Source organism: Butyrivibrio sp. INlla16 (assembly GCF_900104155.1).
Classification (GTDB): domain Bacteria; phylum Bacillota; class Clostridia; order Lachnospirales; family Lachnospiraceae; genus Butyrivibrio.
The window spans coordinates 1-15731 of record NZ_FMYB01000066.1; the positions used below are offsets into that span (position 1 = coordinate 1).

General features: G+C 42.3%; 14 protein-coding genes and 1 pseudogene. 5 read left to right on the forward strand and 10 right to left on the reverse strand.

What is annotated here, in order from left to right; translation table 11 throughout:
- The first annotated feature begins 123 nt into the window (after nucleotides 1–123).
- Nucleotides 124–1470 (forward strand): ISL3 family transposase, encoded by a 1347-nt coding sequence (locus tag BLR42_RS19740; protein ID WP_091872897.1) that lies wholly within the window; start codon nucleotides 124–126, stop codon nucleotides 1468–1470.
- Nucleotides 1471–1540: 70 nt separating this feature from the next.
- Here the strand turns inward: BLR42_RS19740 and BLR42_RS19745 are convergent, their stop codons facing one another.
- Nucleotides 1541–1999 carry a GNAT family N-acetyltransferase gene (locus tag BLR42_RS19745; RefSeq protein ID WP_091823825.1) on the reverse strand — a complete coding sequence of 153 codons (459 nt, stop codon included), beginning with the start codon at nucleotides 1997–1999 and terminating at the stop codon, nucleotides 1541–1543.
- Between the two features lie 120 nt (nucleotides 2000–2119).
- On the opposite strand from BLR42_RS19745, the gene BLR42_RS19750 reads away from it, so the two are divergent.
- Nucleotides 2120–2386 (forward strand): hypothetical protein, encoded by a 267-nt coding sequence (locus tag BLR42_RS19750; protein ID WP_091872901.1) that lies wholly within the window; start codon nucleotides 2120–2122, stop codon nucleotides 2384–2386.
- 330 nt (nucleotides 2387–2716) lie between these two features.
- On the opposite strand, the gene BLR42_RS19755 is transcribed toward BLR42_RS19750, so the two are convergent.
- On the reverse strand, nucleotides 2717–2977 hold the full coding sequence (locus BLR42_RS19755; RefSeq protein ID WP_091872904.1) for a hypothetical protein: 261 nt from the start codon (nucleotides 2975–2977) through the stop codon (nucleotides 2717–2719).
- Nucleotides 2978–3289: 312 nt separating this feature from the next.
- On the opposite strand from BLR42_RS19755, the gene BLR42_RS19760 reads away from it, so the two are divergent.
- A complete protein-coding gene (locus BLR42_RS19760; RefSeq protein ID WP_091872907.1) occupies nucleotides 3290–3835 on the forward strand; it encodes a shikimate kinase in 546 nt (181 codons plus the stop codon).
- A 6-nt stretch (nucleotides 3836–3841) separates the two neighbouring features.
- On the forward strand, nucleotides 3842–5653 hold the full coding sequence (locus tag BLR42_RS19765) for an IS1634 family transposase (protein WP_091872909.1): 1812 nt from the start codon (nucleotides 3842–3844) through the stop codon (nucleotides 5651–5653).
- Nucleotides 5654–6116: 463 nt separating this feature from the next.
- On the opposite strand, the gene BLR42_RS23090 is transcribed toward BLR42_RS19765, so the two are convergent.
- The 8 genes from BLR42_RS23090 to BLR42_RS19805 all read right to left on the reverse strand — a co-directional run bounded on the left by BLR42_RS23090 (nucleotide 6117) and on the right by BLR42_RS19805 (nucleotide 15354).
- Complete coding sequence (locus tag BLR42_RS23090) at nucleotides 6117–6275, reverse strand: hypothetical protein (protein ID WP_170832895.1); 159 nt, start codon at nucleotides 6273–6275, stop codon at nucleotides 6117–6119.
- A gap of 83 nt (nucleotides 6276–6358) precedes the next feature.
- Nucleotides 6359–7192, reverse strand: a complete 834-nt coding sequence (locus BLR42_RS19770; RefSeq protein WP_091872912.1) for a deoxyribonuclease IV — start codon at nucleotides 7190–7192, stop codon at nucleotides 6359–6361.
- Nucleotides 7193–7228: 36 nt separating this feature from the next.
- Nucleotides 7229–8653: an AAA family ATPase gene (locus BLR42_RS19775; RefSeq protein WP_091872914.1), complete on the reverse strand. Its 1425-nt coding sequence runs from the start codon at nucleotides 8651–8653 to the stop codon at nucleotides 7229–7231.
- 595 nt (nucleotides 8654–9248) lie between these two features.
- Nucleotides 9249–10118 (reverse strand): phosphatase PAP2 family protein, encoded by an 870-nt coding sequence (locus tag BLR42_RS19785; protein ID WP_207648585.1) that lies wholly within the window; start codon nucleotides 10116–10118, stop codon nucleotides 9249–9251.
- 45 nt (nucleotides 10119–10163) lie between these two features.
- Entirely contained in the window at nucleotides 10164–10562 is a 399-nt protein-coding gene (locus BLR42_RS19790) for a (deoxy)nucleoside triphosphate pyrophosphohydrolase (protein WP_091823851.1), read from the reverse strand.
- A gap of 73 nt (nucleotides 10563–10635) precedes the next feature.
- Complete coding sequence (locus tag BLR42_RS19795) at nucleotides 10636–11910, reverse strand: hypothetical protein (RefSeq protein WP_091872917.1); 1275 nt, start codon at nucleotides 11908–11910, stop codon at nucleotides 10636–10638.
- Between the two features lie 536 nt (nucleotides 11911–12446).
- On the reverse strand, nucleotides 12447–12959 hold the full coding sequence (locus BLR42_RS19800) for a nitroreductase family protein (RefSeq protein WP_091872919.1): 513 nt from the start codon (nucleotides 12957–12959) through the stop codon (nucleotides 12447–12449).
- Between the two features lie 580 nt (nucleotides 12960–13539).
- The gene (locus BLR42_RS19805; RefSeq protein ID WP_091872922.1) at nucleotides 13540–15354 is read right to left on the reverse strand and encodes a leucine-rich repeat protein; all 1815 of its coding nucleotides are present in this window, start codon (nucleotides 15352–15354) and stop codon (nucleotides 13540–13542) included.
- Between the two features lie 160 nt (nucleotides 15355–15514).
- On the opposite strand from BLR42_RS19805, the pseudogene BLR42_RS23375 reads away from it, so the two are divergent.
- Nucleotides 15515–15731: pseudogene (locus tag BLR42_RS23375) on the forward strand (transposase); the annotation flags it as partial.

The following is a 15731-nucleotide window of genomic DNA, read 5'->3' on the forward strand; positions in this document are numbered from 1 at the left end:
TGAGGCTTCTGGCATATGTGTGAAGCCCATGTACCTTTAACAACATAACTATATATACTTGAAAAGCCACCTGGTTTTCCTTAAAGTGTAGCTGTCGAAGAAACACAAAAGGAAAGAAACCAGATGACTTCAGCTACTACTTTATTCAAAGAACTCTTAAATGTCAATGATACAATTATAGATGATATCAATATTTCAAAGAACCGCTATGATGAAAAGGTTCTTATAGCAAGGATTCATCCACGCAAAGGACTTCAATGGAAATGTCCTATATGCGGTAAACGCTGCAAAGTTTATGACCAGCCATACGAAGAAAGACGTTGGAGAGGTCTGGACTTCGGAGCTATTCCGGTAGAACTGATTGCATCTGTTCCCAGAGTGATCTGTAAGGAACATGGCGTTAAGACAGCTGGTGTCCCTTGGGCTTACCCTGACTCTGGATTTACCAAAGACTTCGAGTATACCGTTGTGTGGCTCTGTAAGTACCTTAGCCGCAGTGCAGTATCCAACTACATGCGTATCGACTGGAGAACCGTAGGACGCTGTATCACAAGGGTTCATAATGATATAGAACCCAATGTACTTGGCCGACTGAATGGTCTTGTTAAGATAGGCATTGATGAAACATCCTATCGCACAGGACACAAGTACATAACCGTTGTGCTCAATCACGAGACTAACACTGTTGTATGGGCATCTGACGGCCATGGCAAAACAGTACTTGAAAAGTTCTTTAATTTGTTAACACCGCAGCAGTGTGCAAGCATCGAGGTTGTAAGCGGTGATGGCGCACGCTGGATTACCGACTGTGTGAATGAATATATCCCTAATGCCAAACGCTGTGTAGATCCGTTCCATGTGGTTGAGTGGACGATGGAGGCACTCGATTCCGTCCGCACAGATGCATGGCGCGAGGCTCTTGCCAAACTTAATAAGTATGACGTTAAGCGTGGTCCAGGACGTCCCAAGGCTGATGATGAAGAAGCTAAAAAACACCGTCAGGCAAAGAAAGAAGCATCAGAGATAAAGCAGTCATCATACGCTCTTGGCAAGTCTCCTGATCATCTTACAGCCACGCAGGAGGCTAGACTGGAGATGATCCAGAAGAGCGACAAACGCTTATACAGGGCTTATATTCTGAAAGAAAAGCTACGTCTTCTTTTGAAGATAACTGACAGAGACGAAGCTGAAAGCGAGCTTATCGCCTGGGTCAAATGGGCAAGGCACTGTAGGATACCGGCGTTTGTGGAGCTTCAGAGAAAGATCATGCGCCACAAGGATCATATCCTTAACACTATCGAGCTAGGTGTGACCAATGCCCGCATCGAAGCAACCAACAATAAGATAAAGCTGCTTATCCGCAAGGCATATGGATTCAGGAATGTAGACAGTATGATTGACATGGTTTTGCTATACTGTTCTGGCCTTAAAATACCGTTGCCAAATCGCAATAGGGTAAGATACGCTTAAGCCGCATGGCATGAGGGCTTAGGCGTATTCAGCGAACCACACTCATGCCAGAAGAGCCCTATTTTTTCTCTTACTCAAAAATATTACAAATACGCTCCATCTTCACATGAGGAATTCCATCCTCCATGAACACATCAGAAACCACCTCAAAGCCTTCTTTTGCATAGTATCCAATAGCATATTCCTGGGCTTCAAGATATATTTTCTGTGCTTTAAGCCTGTTTATAGCTATATCGACTCCCTTATGAAGCATTGCTCCTCCGATGCCTTTACCATGCTCCAGAGTCACTACTCTGCCAATCTGTGCCACCCCTGCGGTATCATCATGATCTTTCCAAAAAACTCTGAGGCACCCTGCAACTCTTCCCGAATCATTCCAGCAAAATACATGAATTGCATCCTGATCCTTGTCATCCAGATCCTGGTAAATACACTCCTGTTCAGTGACAAATATTTCAAATCTTGTTTTTAAAATCTCATAAAGCTCTCTTGTGCTTAGCTCATTAAAATGCTTAATTACAAAATCCATCTTTTTCTCCAAACAAATTGTTAGCAATATTATACTCTATAGGCAAAGCGAATGGGCAAAAGAATATGCACCTTACACCAATGAGACAGGAAGTGGTGGACAAAATAGCTAGCGGAGAAATTGGAGGATCATCAGCTCTGGTCGACCTGCCTGCCAAGTATAAACGGGGCATCAAGTGATGGCACGGTCTATATCTATGAAAATGGCAAAGATGGTATAGAAGTGGGATTTTGGGAATTCAGGGGGATGCTATCCGGTTCCAGAATTGTGATGTATATCAATGGCAGGAATTGTAACCATGTTGATCTCCTTTCCTTTCTGCAAAAAATACCGCCTGCCTCATCAAAGGTAAGCGGTACGCAAAACATGTTTATCTATCTGCTCTGATCCTATTGTCTTTGGATCCGTGCTAAAACAACACTTTCTCGCATTTGCCTTTCTTTAAATGAGCGCATGAAATCAAATCCCCACTCATATTTATACTGGAGTGCTGATTCATAACTTTCATTATTCAGGCAATACATGCGATTAATTGTTGTCATGTCTCTTTCCTTTCCGGGAGCCTTCTGTCTGCTCCGCTTATCTCTTTCTATATCATATAGTAACACCGATATACTTAGCAGTCTATTATACTCGTAGTATAAAACTCCTTAGTAAAAAAGCCCCTCCGCCATTTAACACCGAAGCTCACTCCTTCCAAATACAATAGCCCAATCCTTAAACAGAATTATCCTTTTTTAGCTTCTGACTCCGACGATATAAAGCAAAACTGATGCAGATCGCCGCAATTGAAATAATCAGACATGTATACAGAACCGGTCTCAGAAGGGTAGCATATTCTGTTTCCTCAAAGATTCCATCCATATGCAGTTTTATTGAAAAATAGATCCAGTAGGCCGTAGAAGCAAAAGCAACAATCCATAAACCTACACGAATCACAAATAATCTCTTTATCTCTGCACTTATTTTATCCGGCATCACTCGTCTCCTCAGAATAAGATATTCAATAATCACGATACCAATATTATAAGCTACCCAAAACTTATAATTTGTTTTTCTGATGATTACACTATAATCTTTTTGCTGTCCAATAAAACTCTCTGCACTACGAATTTTCGGATTTTTTAGATTCTTAGGAATCCTCTTCATCACCCGAGTTCAGAAGTTGAATAGATTATAAATCATCCGCAAGCCCTTGTGGCATGCGGAATTTTTTTGTCAATATTTTGTATTTTATATATAGTGTAATCTAATGTAATGTGGTATAATATTTTAAGAAAGGCGGTTATTATGGACATTCTTTTATTTGGCATTTCAAATGTAGGCAAGAGCTCAACTGGTAAAGTACTTGCTCAAAGCCTTGGGTTTGATTTTTACGATCTTGATGACGAAGTAAAAAAAGCGTTTGGAATCACTCTTGAGGAATTTGTCAGTACAGGCAATCTTGAAGAGCGCGACTGTAAACGCTGTTGTGTTCTTAAAGATATAATCAGCAAGTCTAACAGAAGCAAAGTCATTGCTGTTACTCCCATCTCAAATGTTGAACACTTGTCTGATATAGTCAGCAATGACAACACTCTATCTATCGAACTTCAAGATTCTGTCGAGAACATTTTTGACAGACTGGTATTCTGTGATGAAAACGATATCATTTACAAAGATGATGAATACAAAAATGAGCATAGAGACTACTATATGGAAGACATCATTGAAGATCAGAAATGGTATGGCAGTATCTATGCCGGTTTCTGCCGTGCCTTCGACATGAACGGCGATTCACCCGAAGAATCTGCCAGCAGAATCATATCTGAATTCAATATCACAGCAAAGAGGTAAAACACCATGTATCTTCGACAAATCAACCGGCCTCAGGGTATATATCTTGCAATCCAGGAAAGTTATTATGACAGGGAAAAGCGGCAGAGCCGCACGAGGACAGTACAAAGCCTGGGATACCTGGAAAAACTAAAAACGCAATATGATGACCCTGTAGCTCACTTCACTGAATACGCCAGGGAACTGACCGAAAAGAATAAAACCGAAAAAAGTACCGATATAGCTATAGATCTCGAATCTACAATGGAAATCGGCACAAATGATGTCCGGAATGTAGGCTACGGAATTCTCAAAAACCTTTACAAGGATCTGGAAATAGATAAGTTCTGGAACTGGAAGACCCGTGGCCGTAAGATGAAATTCAGCACGGATCAGATAACAAAGCTCCTCACCTTTTCAAGGGCGCTTAATCCAGGCTCGAAAAGATATACTCTCAACAGCAGCGATTTCTTCTTTGAGCCATTTGATGACTGTTCCCTTGATGACATCTACCATGCCCTTGATATCATTGCTGAAAATAAGGACAATCTCCAGAAATGGATCTATGATAAGTCTAAGAAAATCTGCAGTCGCGATATGTCTGTCTCCTACTTTGACTGCACTAACTACTACTTTGATATCAGCCGGCCTGACGTAGATGAAGTTGGTGTTGATGGAAACCCGATAGATAAAGACGGCAATCCTATTGATGCCAAGTACCGTAAACGTGGTCCCGAAAAGAACCATCGTCCGGATCCAATCGTAGAAATGGGTCTGCTCATGGATAAAAACGGTATTCCAATGGCCTTTGATCTCTTCCCGGGAAATGAATCAGAAAAAGTCCACATGCGTCCCATAATAAACAGGGTCAAGGATGAGTTTGATGACTGCAGGGTAATCTATGTGGCAGACAGAGGGCTAAACACTTCTGACAACATCTACTGGTTAAATGGTGATAACAAGAATGAAAACAATACTCGTGACGGATATGTTTATGGTCAGTCCGTAAGAGGTGCTGATGCCGAATTCAAGGCATGGGTGCTGAAAGGTGATTACCGGAATGACAAGGTGCTTGATGACGATGGCCATGAAGTAACTTTTAAGCACAAATCCCGTATCCACCCTAAGGAGCTCCATGTAAACGTGACAAAGCCGGGCCAGAAAAAACCGGTTAAGAAAACAGTTGTGGTAGACCAGAAGCAGCTTACATACTATTCGGAGAAGTATGCAAAAAAACAGAAGGCAGACCGTGATGCCATGATCACCCGCGCCAAAGACCTGATAAGAAATCCAAAAAAATACACGAGGGTAACTGCGAAAGGAAGCGCATCCTACGTGTTAAACATTGCATTTAACAAGGAAACCGGCGAAATAATAGAGGGAAGAAGTCTTGAGCTTGATATGGAAAAGATCAGGGAAGAGGAAAAATATGATGGCTACTACTCTATTGTGACCAGTGAATTAAATATGAGTGATGAAGAGATGCGCAATGTCTACAGAGGTCTTGCCAGGATTGAAGATTCATTCAAAGTAACAAAGACTTTCTTTGAATCACGTCCTGTATACCTCCGAACCAACAAACACATCGATGCACACTTCACCACCTGCTTCCTGGCTCTGGTGCTCGTGAGGCTGTTAGAGAAAAAACTTGATGGAAAATATCAGGCTGGAAAGATACTTGATTCTCTAAAGAAATATAACTGTACAAAGCTTCACACAAATCTGTGGAGATTCACTTACTATGACGAAGTCATTGATGCCTGCAGCAAAGTATTCGGAATGACACTGAATCTGCAGAATCGAAAACAGCAAGATATCCAGCGCCTGTTACGGTACTGAGATGGAAGAAATCCCATAACTGGGATTTCTCTGAAACAAGTGCATCGAAGATGCACAAATATCCTTATTCGGGCTTGTCTAACCGTACTAACATATCTATAGGTTAGTCAAGGCCAAAGCCGCGAAGCGGTGCCCTGCGGGCAGCCTTGACATGCCTATAGATATGTTGAAAAAAGTAATCAAGCCCGAATTAAGGATTAGAGCGCTCCGCGCTCTAAGTTCAAAGGCAGTTGCCTTAACAACTGGCTTCCTTTTTAACATCTAACGCTGCTTCAAAGCAGTGTCTGAAATTTTTCTATTACATTCTAAAATATATGTCAGTACGCTATACAGATGAAAAGGCTCAATCCCAGATGTTTTCTAGGATTGAGCCACTTTTACTTCTGAACTTGAGATTACACTATAATCTTTTTGCTGTCCAATAAAACTCTCTGCACTACGAATTTTCGGATTTTTTAGATTCTTAGGAATCCTCTTCATCATGATCATCTATGAAATCTTCACTTATTTCCTGTGTTGTAGCATCAATAAGAATATAGGTACCCTTATCTACATCTCTCAAAAATGGCGATGCCTTATCATTTACACATGTTACAACAAGCCTCTGCTGCGCCCTTGTCATAGCAACATAAGTCCTGTTTCTCTCTTATCTCATAAGCGAAACGGTCTTCTTATCTCAAGCCAGGGTCTGAACTGTAACCGAAATCAGGCTTGAAACCATCCCTTCACGGTCGCTATCTCCTGCACATATCCCTCATCATCATTAGGGGTTTCCAGGATGAACGGGAGGCCTTCGAACGCAGGGTGCATCGCAAACCTCTTCATGGCTTCCGTGCCTATCATTCCCTGACCGAGTTTTTCATGGCGGTCTTTTCCTGAGCCGCGCTCGTTTTTGCTGTCGTTGAAGTGAACTGCCTTAAGTCTGTCTAGACCTATGATCTTGTCAAACTGTTCAAGGACGCCATCCAGGTCACCTGCGATATCGTAGCCAGCATCCCAGGTATGGCATGTATCGAAGCAGACTCCGATTTTGTCTTTGAGGTCCACGCGGTCAATTATTTTCTTTAGTTCTTCGAAGCTTCTTCCGACTTCGGAACCTTTTCCTGCCATGGTCTCCAGAAGGACTGTGGTCTGCATCTCCGGCCATAGCGCTTTGTTAAGGCCATCCGCTATCTGCTCTATTCCGACCTCCGCTCCCTGTCCTGTGTGGGATCCGGGATGGAAGTTGTAAAATTGCCCCGGAAGGTATTCCATTTTCTCCAGATCTTTTTTCAGCATATCAAGGCCGTTGTCCCTCGTGTCGGGATTTGCCGAGCAGAGGTTCATGGTGTAGCTGGCATGCGCCACGAGTTTTCCGAATCTATTTTCAGAAAGAAGCTCTTCAAGCGCCTTGACGTCGGCGGGATCTACATCCTTCGATTTTCCTCCCCTGGGGTTTCTCGTAAACCACGAGAAGGTGTCTCCGCCAAAACCCAGCATCTGACGTCCCATGGCCTCATATCCATTTGTAACCGATAAGTGACAGCCTATATGAATCATTTAAATCTCTCCAAGTATTGTGTTATAGTGCCTTCATCAATCCTCAAACAGCTCATCCCCAACTATTACATTCTGGGCAATTCCGGAGTACTCGTTTTGCTTATAACCATTACCGCAAATAAGTGTGATGTGAATTGCTTCCTTTGCTCCGGTTTCATCCTGAAATTTCTCCATTCTATTCCGGATCTTTTCATATTCTTTTTTATCGAGCATATACTCTTTGTTAGTAAACTTCATTTCACAGATATTTATGACACCATCCTTGCGGTATATTATGAGATCAATCTGAGCTCCCTTATCTCCCTCCTTACTTCTCCAGGAAAATTCATTTGTCTCAATGCCGCTTATTCCAAGCGCTGCCTTTATCTGATTAATATGGTTCAGACATACTATTTCAAAAGAATTACCTCTCCAGGAATTATATCCCGGAGAATTTATATACTCATTCCATGAATCAAATTTCTTGTTTTCTATAAACGCTATAGCAAAAAGAGTGAATGGATCTATAAGCTGGTAAACAGCATTATTCTCTTCTTTTGTATAATTGGAAAACCTACGGATAAATCCACATTCCTCAAGCTCACGAAGATTCTTAGTCAGTACCGATCCTCCTCCGATTGCCTTTTGTTTTGAGAGCTCCGTCCTGGTCATGCCTTCTTTCTTTTTCGCCAAAGTCTCAAGGATGGCAATATGCTTTTCAGGCTTAGCAAACAGCGAATGGAACAGATTATAGTATTCATTATGAAGCTCTCCATATTCCTTAAAACACAGTTCATTAATATTCTGGGCCAGAGAAAGCCTCGGATCCAGGCGGTTGAGATAATGCGGAACACCACCAAACACCATATAACTCTCGATCATCTGGCTCCTGGTCATGACCACTTCATTCATCTCAAAAAGTTTCTCACATTCTGCCAGTGTAAAGGCTACTAAATGAATACGTCTTGTAACCCTGTTATGAAATCCCTTTTTGGAAGTCAATAAATTAGTTATTATCCATGAAGTCGCACTTCCGCACACGATCAGCACCAGATCCTCCTGGGCAGATGCCCAGCTGTTCCAGAAATAATCCAAAGCACTTTTAAAGTCAGACCGTGCCGTGTCCATCCATGGCAGTTCATCCAAAAATATCACCCTTTTGTTGTTTATAGGCTCGCGATACACCTTATCACTTTCAAGCAATTCTCTCAGCCATGCAAATGCCTCAAACCAGTCCTTAGGAGGTGTCTTGCTCACATATCCACATGTCTTGAGACTCTCATTAAAGGCACGTAATTGTCCTTTAGTCTTTTCATCCGTAAGACCCGTGGTATAAAACGAAAACTGCTGATTGAAATACTCTCTTATCAGGTATGTCTTCCCTACTCTTCGTCTGCCGTATACGACAACAAATTCCGGTCTCTTTGACTTGAGGCACTGCAGCAATACATCCTTTTCATGCTTTCTTCCAATTATCTTCATAAGCGCCCTCTTTTGATCATATTGCGCCAAAACATATTCTTATAACATAGTTTTGGCGATTTATAATGCTTATTTACATTATAAATCGCCAAAATACCATTTTCAAGCATGATTTTCCGCAAGTATAGTCAACTCGATTAGATATCCAGAGCTGCGTGGTATCCCCAGTAAACCGCGTTGGTAATTGTTGATACTCTTGAAGCATCGCCGATTACTCGAACGAAGAGTGCAGATGACGCTCTTTCCGGGGATAAGTACTTCTTTCCGTCAGGGCCTTCGCAGATAACGCCGTCAGCTGTTACCCTGAGCGCCTTGTGGGATGTATTTAGGTCCTATGCATCCGTCGTTGGCGATGTCGATTCCTCCCATGGGCGCTGAGAACATTCTGTTTCTGAAAGTCGTCCGCCCTATTGTTATCGGCTTTGTAAGATTGGGGAATTTTCGCTCTATATGTGTACCTCTCTAAAATGCAGTAACTACTATATATTTTCACTTATACTCGATGTGTTCCGTTGTCTGTGCTGTGTCATTCGTTCGCTTTTTTCATAATGAATACCGGCCAGATCGCCACAACGAAGAACCACATGATGGCTCTTTAGATGAAGTGTCCCCAGTGTCCGCCGAGGGCCTGAACGATTGTTGCAGGTGCCAGGAATTCTTTCCAGGAAAATACAATCATGAAGCCGATGAATCCGAGAATGGGAAGATTTTTGGAGCCTTCCGGAATCTCGAAGTGAATATAATGGCGTTCAATATAGCTTCCTAACAGAAGTCCGAAAAATGCACCGCATTGTTTGAAGGTGTCGTTCATCATTTTTTTCGGATTCACAAGTAGCTCGCCATCCACATAGTCCATGGGATAAGACTTTACCGAGATGTAGATAAGGGATACTATAACCACGATGACTCCGACGATAGTCAGGATGTCCAGTGTTTTTTCATTGCCCTCGATTTTCTTCTCAACAAATCCATATATAAGGATGATGATCAAAGTTGCACCAAAGCCAACGACCACGTCCTGCGGGGTATGTACGCCAAGGAAGTTTCTTGAAAATCCGGTCAGCGCGATCAGGATGCCGCAGGCATAGGCCAGCCATTTTCTCTTTTTATGCTGCCACGCTATCGTTGTGCCATAGACAGATGTCGCCTCGGTGGTGTGTCCACTCGGGAAAGAATACCCGGTTGCGGCAGTCTTGGAGTCTCCTGCGGGTTCGATCAGGTCGGAGCGGATCCAGGGTCTGTATGCGCATACCGTGAGCTTTAGAATTCCGTTCACCACGTTTGCGATGCCAAACGTGTAGATGAAGCGATAGCCCCACTTTTTGTCCACGCACCAGAAAATGATGAACGGCAGGAACGGCATTACATCCACCGCGATTTTCGACAGCGCATTGAAAAATTCGTCAAAAGTGCCGCCTGTTGCGTTCCTAAGTTCCTGAAGCCATAACAAGTACTGAATATCCATTACAAATTCCTCCTCATAAGAATTTTTTCTTGTATAAGTACTTCTTCATATATATTTTTTGATTTCTTGTATTAGTCCTTCATCAGCCGGTAGCCAGTCAAGGGTGTCTATGTCGTCTTTGGTTACCCATTTTGCTGCCTCATGCTCGAGAAGTGAGAGTTCTCCGCTTTTCACAGTTGCAAAGAAGCAGTGCATATGCAGATGGAATGTTGGGTAGTCGTAATCGACGATGCTGATGAGGTCATGCACTTCTATGTCTGTCGCAAGTTCTTCCTTTATCTCTCTTATAAGCGCATCCTCCGGGGTTTCGCCGTCTTCGATTTTTCCGCCGGGAAATTCCCAACCGTCTTTGAAGTCACCATAGCCACGCTGGGTTGCAAATATTTTTGTTTTGTTTTTGTAGTCGTCACAGATTACGGCTGCTACTACGTTTACTGTTTTCATGGGTTATGTCCTGTTATTGGGTTATGTTTTTTGGGCTGGGGCTAGTGTGCCGGGGCTCGATTCTGTTTTGTTGCTAGATTCCGCAGATGCGCAGGGGTTCGCCGGACAGTTCCTCATAGTGGATTCCTGCTTCATCTAGTTCCTTCAGGAAGCAGTTATAGTACTCCTCTGATGAGAACGGCTGCATTAAGGCTATGAAGAAGCTGTGGTTGATGCAGGTAATCTCACAAAGGATGTCTGTAATCTTGGATAGGGCTGTCACGACATATATCTCTTCGATGTAGGGATCAAGCGGGCCAAAGCTTCTGCCGGTTACATAGGATACGCAGATGCTCGCCAATGAAATATCAGGTGCGGGTGGCGTCTGCTGCATCTGCTTCATCTGCTTGATCTCATAAAGCGCGTTTTCAGTCTGAATCTGCAGCATCATCTGTCCGCGGGCTATTGTGCAAGCCTTAGTAATGTCGGTTAAGTCCCTGTTCTTGGGGAAGTCCAGTCTGCAGTCCCCCGCAAACATGCGGTAATTGTCATGATTTCCAAGGATTGCCTTGCGGTCGGTGCATATAGAAACAGTGACCGGCTTTTCATCATTCGTTTTATATCGTCTTGCCGCTTTCGCCAGCATAACTGAGAAGAACACGTTTGGACTTCCGTCTTTGTCCCTGCAATATTGCATGATTTGTTCTTCCGGGAGTTTCAGATAGAATACTCTCTTTTCATAGTCTTGTTCATTGACCAGGCGTAGGAAGTCTGTGATTGGTTTCTTTTGGTAGAATGGCTCTTCCACTTCTGTGAAATCTATGTCCTTGAAGGGGTCTCCTGTTTCTGATTCGGGTATCGTGTCGCCGGGCAGCCTGAATCCTTCTGAATTGAAGGTCTTCCCGGTCGCCTTCGAGAGGTACAGATACATTGCACTTTTTATGTAAGGCATGATCCCCGCCCCATCTGTCAGGGCATGATCTATCTCAAATGCAAGTCTTTTATTCTCGAATTTCCAGGCCGCGAGGTGATAGTTTGACTCTGCTGAGTTTAGTTTTATCGGCTCCCAGGTGTTACGTATTGTCATTGGAAGGTCGTTGGGAATGGGGATGAGGTCGGCCGGGTTTGTAGGCTGGCTGCATTTGCCTGCTTCTATTGGCTGGCCGCCGGCTCTGTTTTCTTCTGTTGTCTGGCCACCGCCTCTGCGCCATACCTTCACATAGAAGTAAGGGAACCTCTCTCTGAGCTCCTCTACCACTTGCCTTAGAATCTCACCATCTACTTTCTCTTTGAGCACAACTATCACACCCATGGTGTTGTGAGTCTCTGGTGATGATATATTTATTTGAGGTTCGTAGTATTCCGACATTTATTTCCCCTCATTATAGTGTTTGCTTCAGTCCGTAAATCCAGCTCCTAATATTTTAACATTTTTATGACGACTAATTACCATTTCCTCGTAGGTTTTATATTTTTTAATGTATCCTGGTATGGCATATTCCGACCCTCTACCAAGATATTAGTGATAACAAATATTTCTTGGTACAGAAATTCTATTTAATTGCCAAGATAAGTCTATATTAAGATATATCTTGGTATTGCTTGTTCTAGGCATTACCAAGATATTTGTGGAAACAAAAATATCTTGGCACAAATAAGCCCTTTCCTTACCAAGATAAATCTAAAACAAGAAATATCTTGGTTCAACTTGATCCAAGCACTACCAAAATACTTACGAATACAACATTTTCTTGGTAAGGGGACAGCTCCAAGATACCCCTGCGCTCAGGCGCGTCTTAAAAACAATGAGCTACAAAAAGCCTAACCAGCTCTTCATAGCTCATACACATTAACCTACATTATTCACATATACTCTCAAGCATGCACAGTAGCATACATTCTACCTTAAATATATGTAACTGTCTCTGACAATTCTTTTCTGCTGTTATGGTTGTCGAGCGGGCCGGCACCTTCAGCAGCGTATCCGAGATCAAGGAGCATCAGAATCTCTTCGTTCTCCGAAAGGCCGAGGTCTTTTGCCAGCTCATCAGGATCAAAGAAATTGAGCCAGCAGCTGTCGACGCCTTCATTTGCTGCAGCAAGCATAAGATGCGTTGCCACGATGGACGCGTCCTCGATGCCTGAATCTCTCTTGCCGCCGGGATATGTGAACACATTGTTCTTGTCAAAAGCCACAACGAGTACTGTTGGTGCTCCATAGCGGCACGGAGTAGCCTTATCGATTTTAGCAAGATTCTCCTCCGACTCAATTACATATACATGCTGTTCCTGCAGGTTCTTTGCTGTAGGAGCAAGTCGCCCTGCTTCAAGAATTGTATTAAGTCTTGCTCTGTCAACTTTTCTGGTATCGTACTTTTTACATGAATAACGATTCTTTACTACATCACTGAATTCCATTTAATAATTCCCCTTTCGCTTGCTTTGGCCCGCCAATGGTAGGCATAAAAAGATACAATTGTATTATATTTTGCACAATGTAATTGTATCACTCTGTAATCTTTTTTCAAGTAATGAAACGTAAAAAAACCTGCCAAAAAGTAATGAAATGTAAAATTCTGTAAGAAGAGTAAAAATCTTAATGGACTACTTTCACTTCTCCAATGCCAAGATATAGTTCAAGCAAGGAATATCTTGGTACAGTTTGTTATGGGCTCTACCTAGATATTCGTGAAAATTAATATTTCTTGGTTCAGAAAAGTCTTTTCATTACCAAGATAAGTTTAAAGCAGGCTGTATCTTGGTACAGCTTGTTCCAGGTTCAACCAAGAAATCTGTGAAAACAAAAATATATTGGTTCCGAAATAGCAATTCATTACCAAGAAAAAACAAAAATAAGAATTATCTTGGCATATACAGCAATTCCATTACTATTACCATTTCCAATACCAAGATAATTAGTAAGAAGCCAGGAACTACGCCTGCAAAATAAAAAAATAGAAAGGGGCTGCATCGGCAGCCCCTTCTAATGCAATCATATTTATTTATAACACTCAATAATTTTCTCGTATTTGATTTCAGCACTCTTGGCTCCGGCCTTTTTTATCTTTTTCACCATTCTGTTAAACTTCAACTTCTTGCTTGCGTATATAGTGATGGTTGCACCTTTCTTGATTTTTCCGAAGGCCTTGTCCCTTATGGTAAGATTCTCTGATTTAATGATTATTGTGCCAAGTTTTGAGCACTGGTAAAAGGCCTTTTTGCCAATGAGAGTTACTGTTTCCGGAATTACGACCTTAGTGATTTTCTTATTAGCGTTAAGGGCTTTAGCGGATATAGACGTTACTGTATACATAATACCGTTTTCATCCGTTATAGTTGCCGGAATTGTGAGCTTTTTGTCCTTCTTATAATTTTTTAATCCCGCGAAAGCTACTGTTGCAGCGCCTTCAGTATTGGAAGTAACTACAAATATAAAATTTTTGTAGCCGACAGCGTCAATCTGTGTACCTACATCTGCAGGCTTCTTCGCTTGGTCATTGTTCTGGTTTTCGTTCTGTTGAACGGTAGGCGGATTCTTCTGCTTGCCTCCATTAGAGGATCCTGACTCTCCGCTATTTCCTGCCCCTGATTCTTTTCCATTTCCTGAACCGGACTCTTTTCCATTTCCTGAGCCGGACTCTCCGTTATTTCCGGAGCCCGATTCTTCCTCATTGTTATTCGGTTTTTCTTCCGTATCAGAAAGGTTTATTCCTGTATCCTTGGATAGCGGTTTCGGCTTGCCGTTTACTTCAATATCAAGAAGCAAAGCAAACCAGTCATCTTCTGAAGCATAGCCGTTATATTTCACCTTTACGGTTTTGGAATTAGTCTGAGTTATCTTGAAGCATTTCTCAGATTCCGGATCATACCCATCCAGTGACCATTTGTAAGTTATGTTCTTGGAGCCGGCGTTCTTGATATTTGCCGTAATTGTCTTCTCTGCGGCTACACCTCTGACAAAGTACAATTCCTCCGGAGAGTAGGTTACTTCATACAAATCCTCGAGATAAAATTCAAGAGTCATAGTGCGAAGGTTCATCATTGTCTTTCCGGTCTTTGATTCCAAATAAAATTCCATATCTGCCGCATAAAGTGGATAACCGCAATCATCGTTATCAAGGCCATTCTCAGCAACAATGTTTGCAGCGTCATCCATCAGCTTTACAGTAATATCCTTACCTGTTTTGCTCACAGAAAAAATGTCATCTGCATAATCTCCGGAAAGATCCCAGGAAATCATGTCTGGATCTATGTTGTCAGAAATTTCCATTTTTACAGTGCGTGTCGGATATTCCTCGCTTAATCGGCACGCGTCAGCAATATAGAACTCCGCGTCTAATGCAAAATTAATTGGAATTTCCCTCACCAGGGGCTCTTCCAGATCATCACTATATACCGTCAGAGTCAGCTCTCCGTACGCACATACCTCGCCGCCAAGCTGCCGCAAAGCATCTTCCTTTGTAGCAATAGCTATGGTGTCCCCGGTAGCAGAACCATCTATATACAGATATTTTTGTAAGTCCTTGCTAAGTGTCCACTCATATTCAGGATCTGAAACGGTATTTTCAAGTTCCTCATCCAAAAACACTGCAGAATAAGTGGGGCCTTCTCCATCACAGATAGTATCTTCATCAATTATCTCGCCAAATTCATTCGCAATTCCAATAGCATAATCAGAAAAACCTATTTCGTACGGATCTTCCTCTTCTGCATGAGCAGTCAAAGTGAAATCACCGGTCCCTAGAACCCCAGGGCCTGAAAGTGCCAGAACGGCAGCGCAAACAATAGAAACCAGACGTCTCTTTTTCTTCATATTTATTTCCCCCAATGTCACAAAGGTAGTGTCAAATTTACTACCTCTTTTTTGTTCTAAAGCCTTGATTTATCGGGAGTTCAAAATAAAATGAGCATTGACCTCCCTTTTTGGTATAATGTCAGCGACCAAACTCACAAAAAACCAGGAGACAATGCTCGTGAACATTATACTTTATTTACTTGAAATCATCCACCAACTCTATCAGCAGAATTGCTGGCTGGTAAACTTCATATGCAGATATATACCGCTAAAACAGTGGGCTTTCGACGATTCCCATTCTCCCAAATATCAAAAGTTCAAAGTTGATAAGCTTCCCGTCATCATAAAAGTAGAGCCATGGGATTACCGTGATTTCATGGCTTATCTTAAATGGC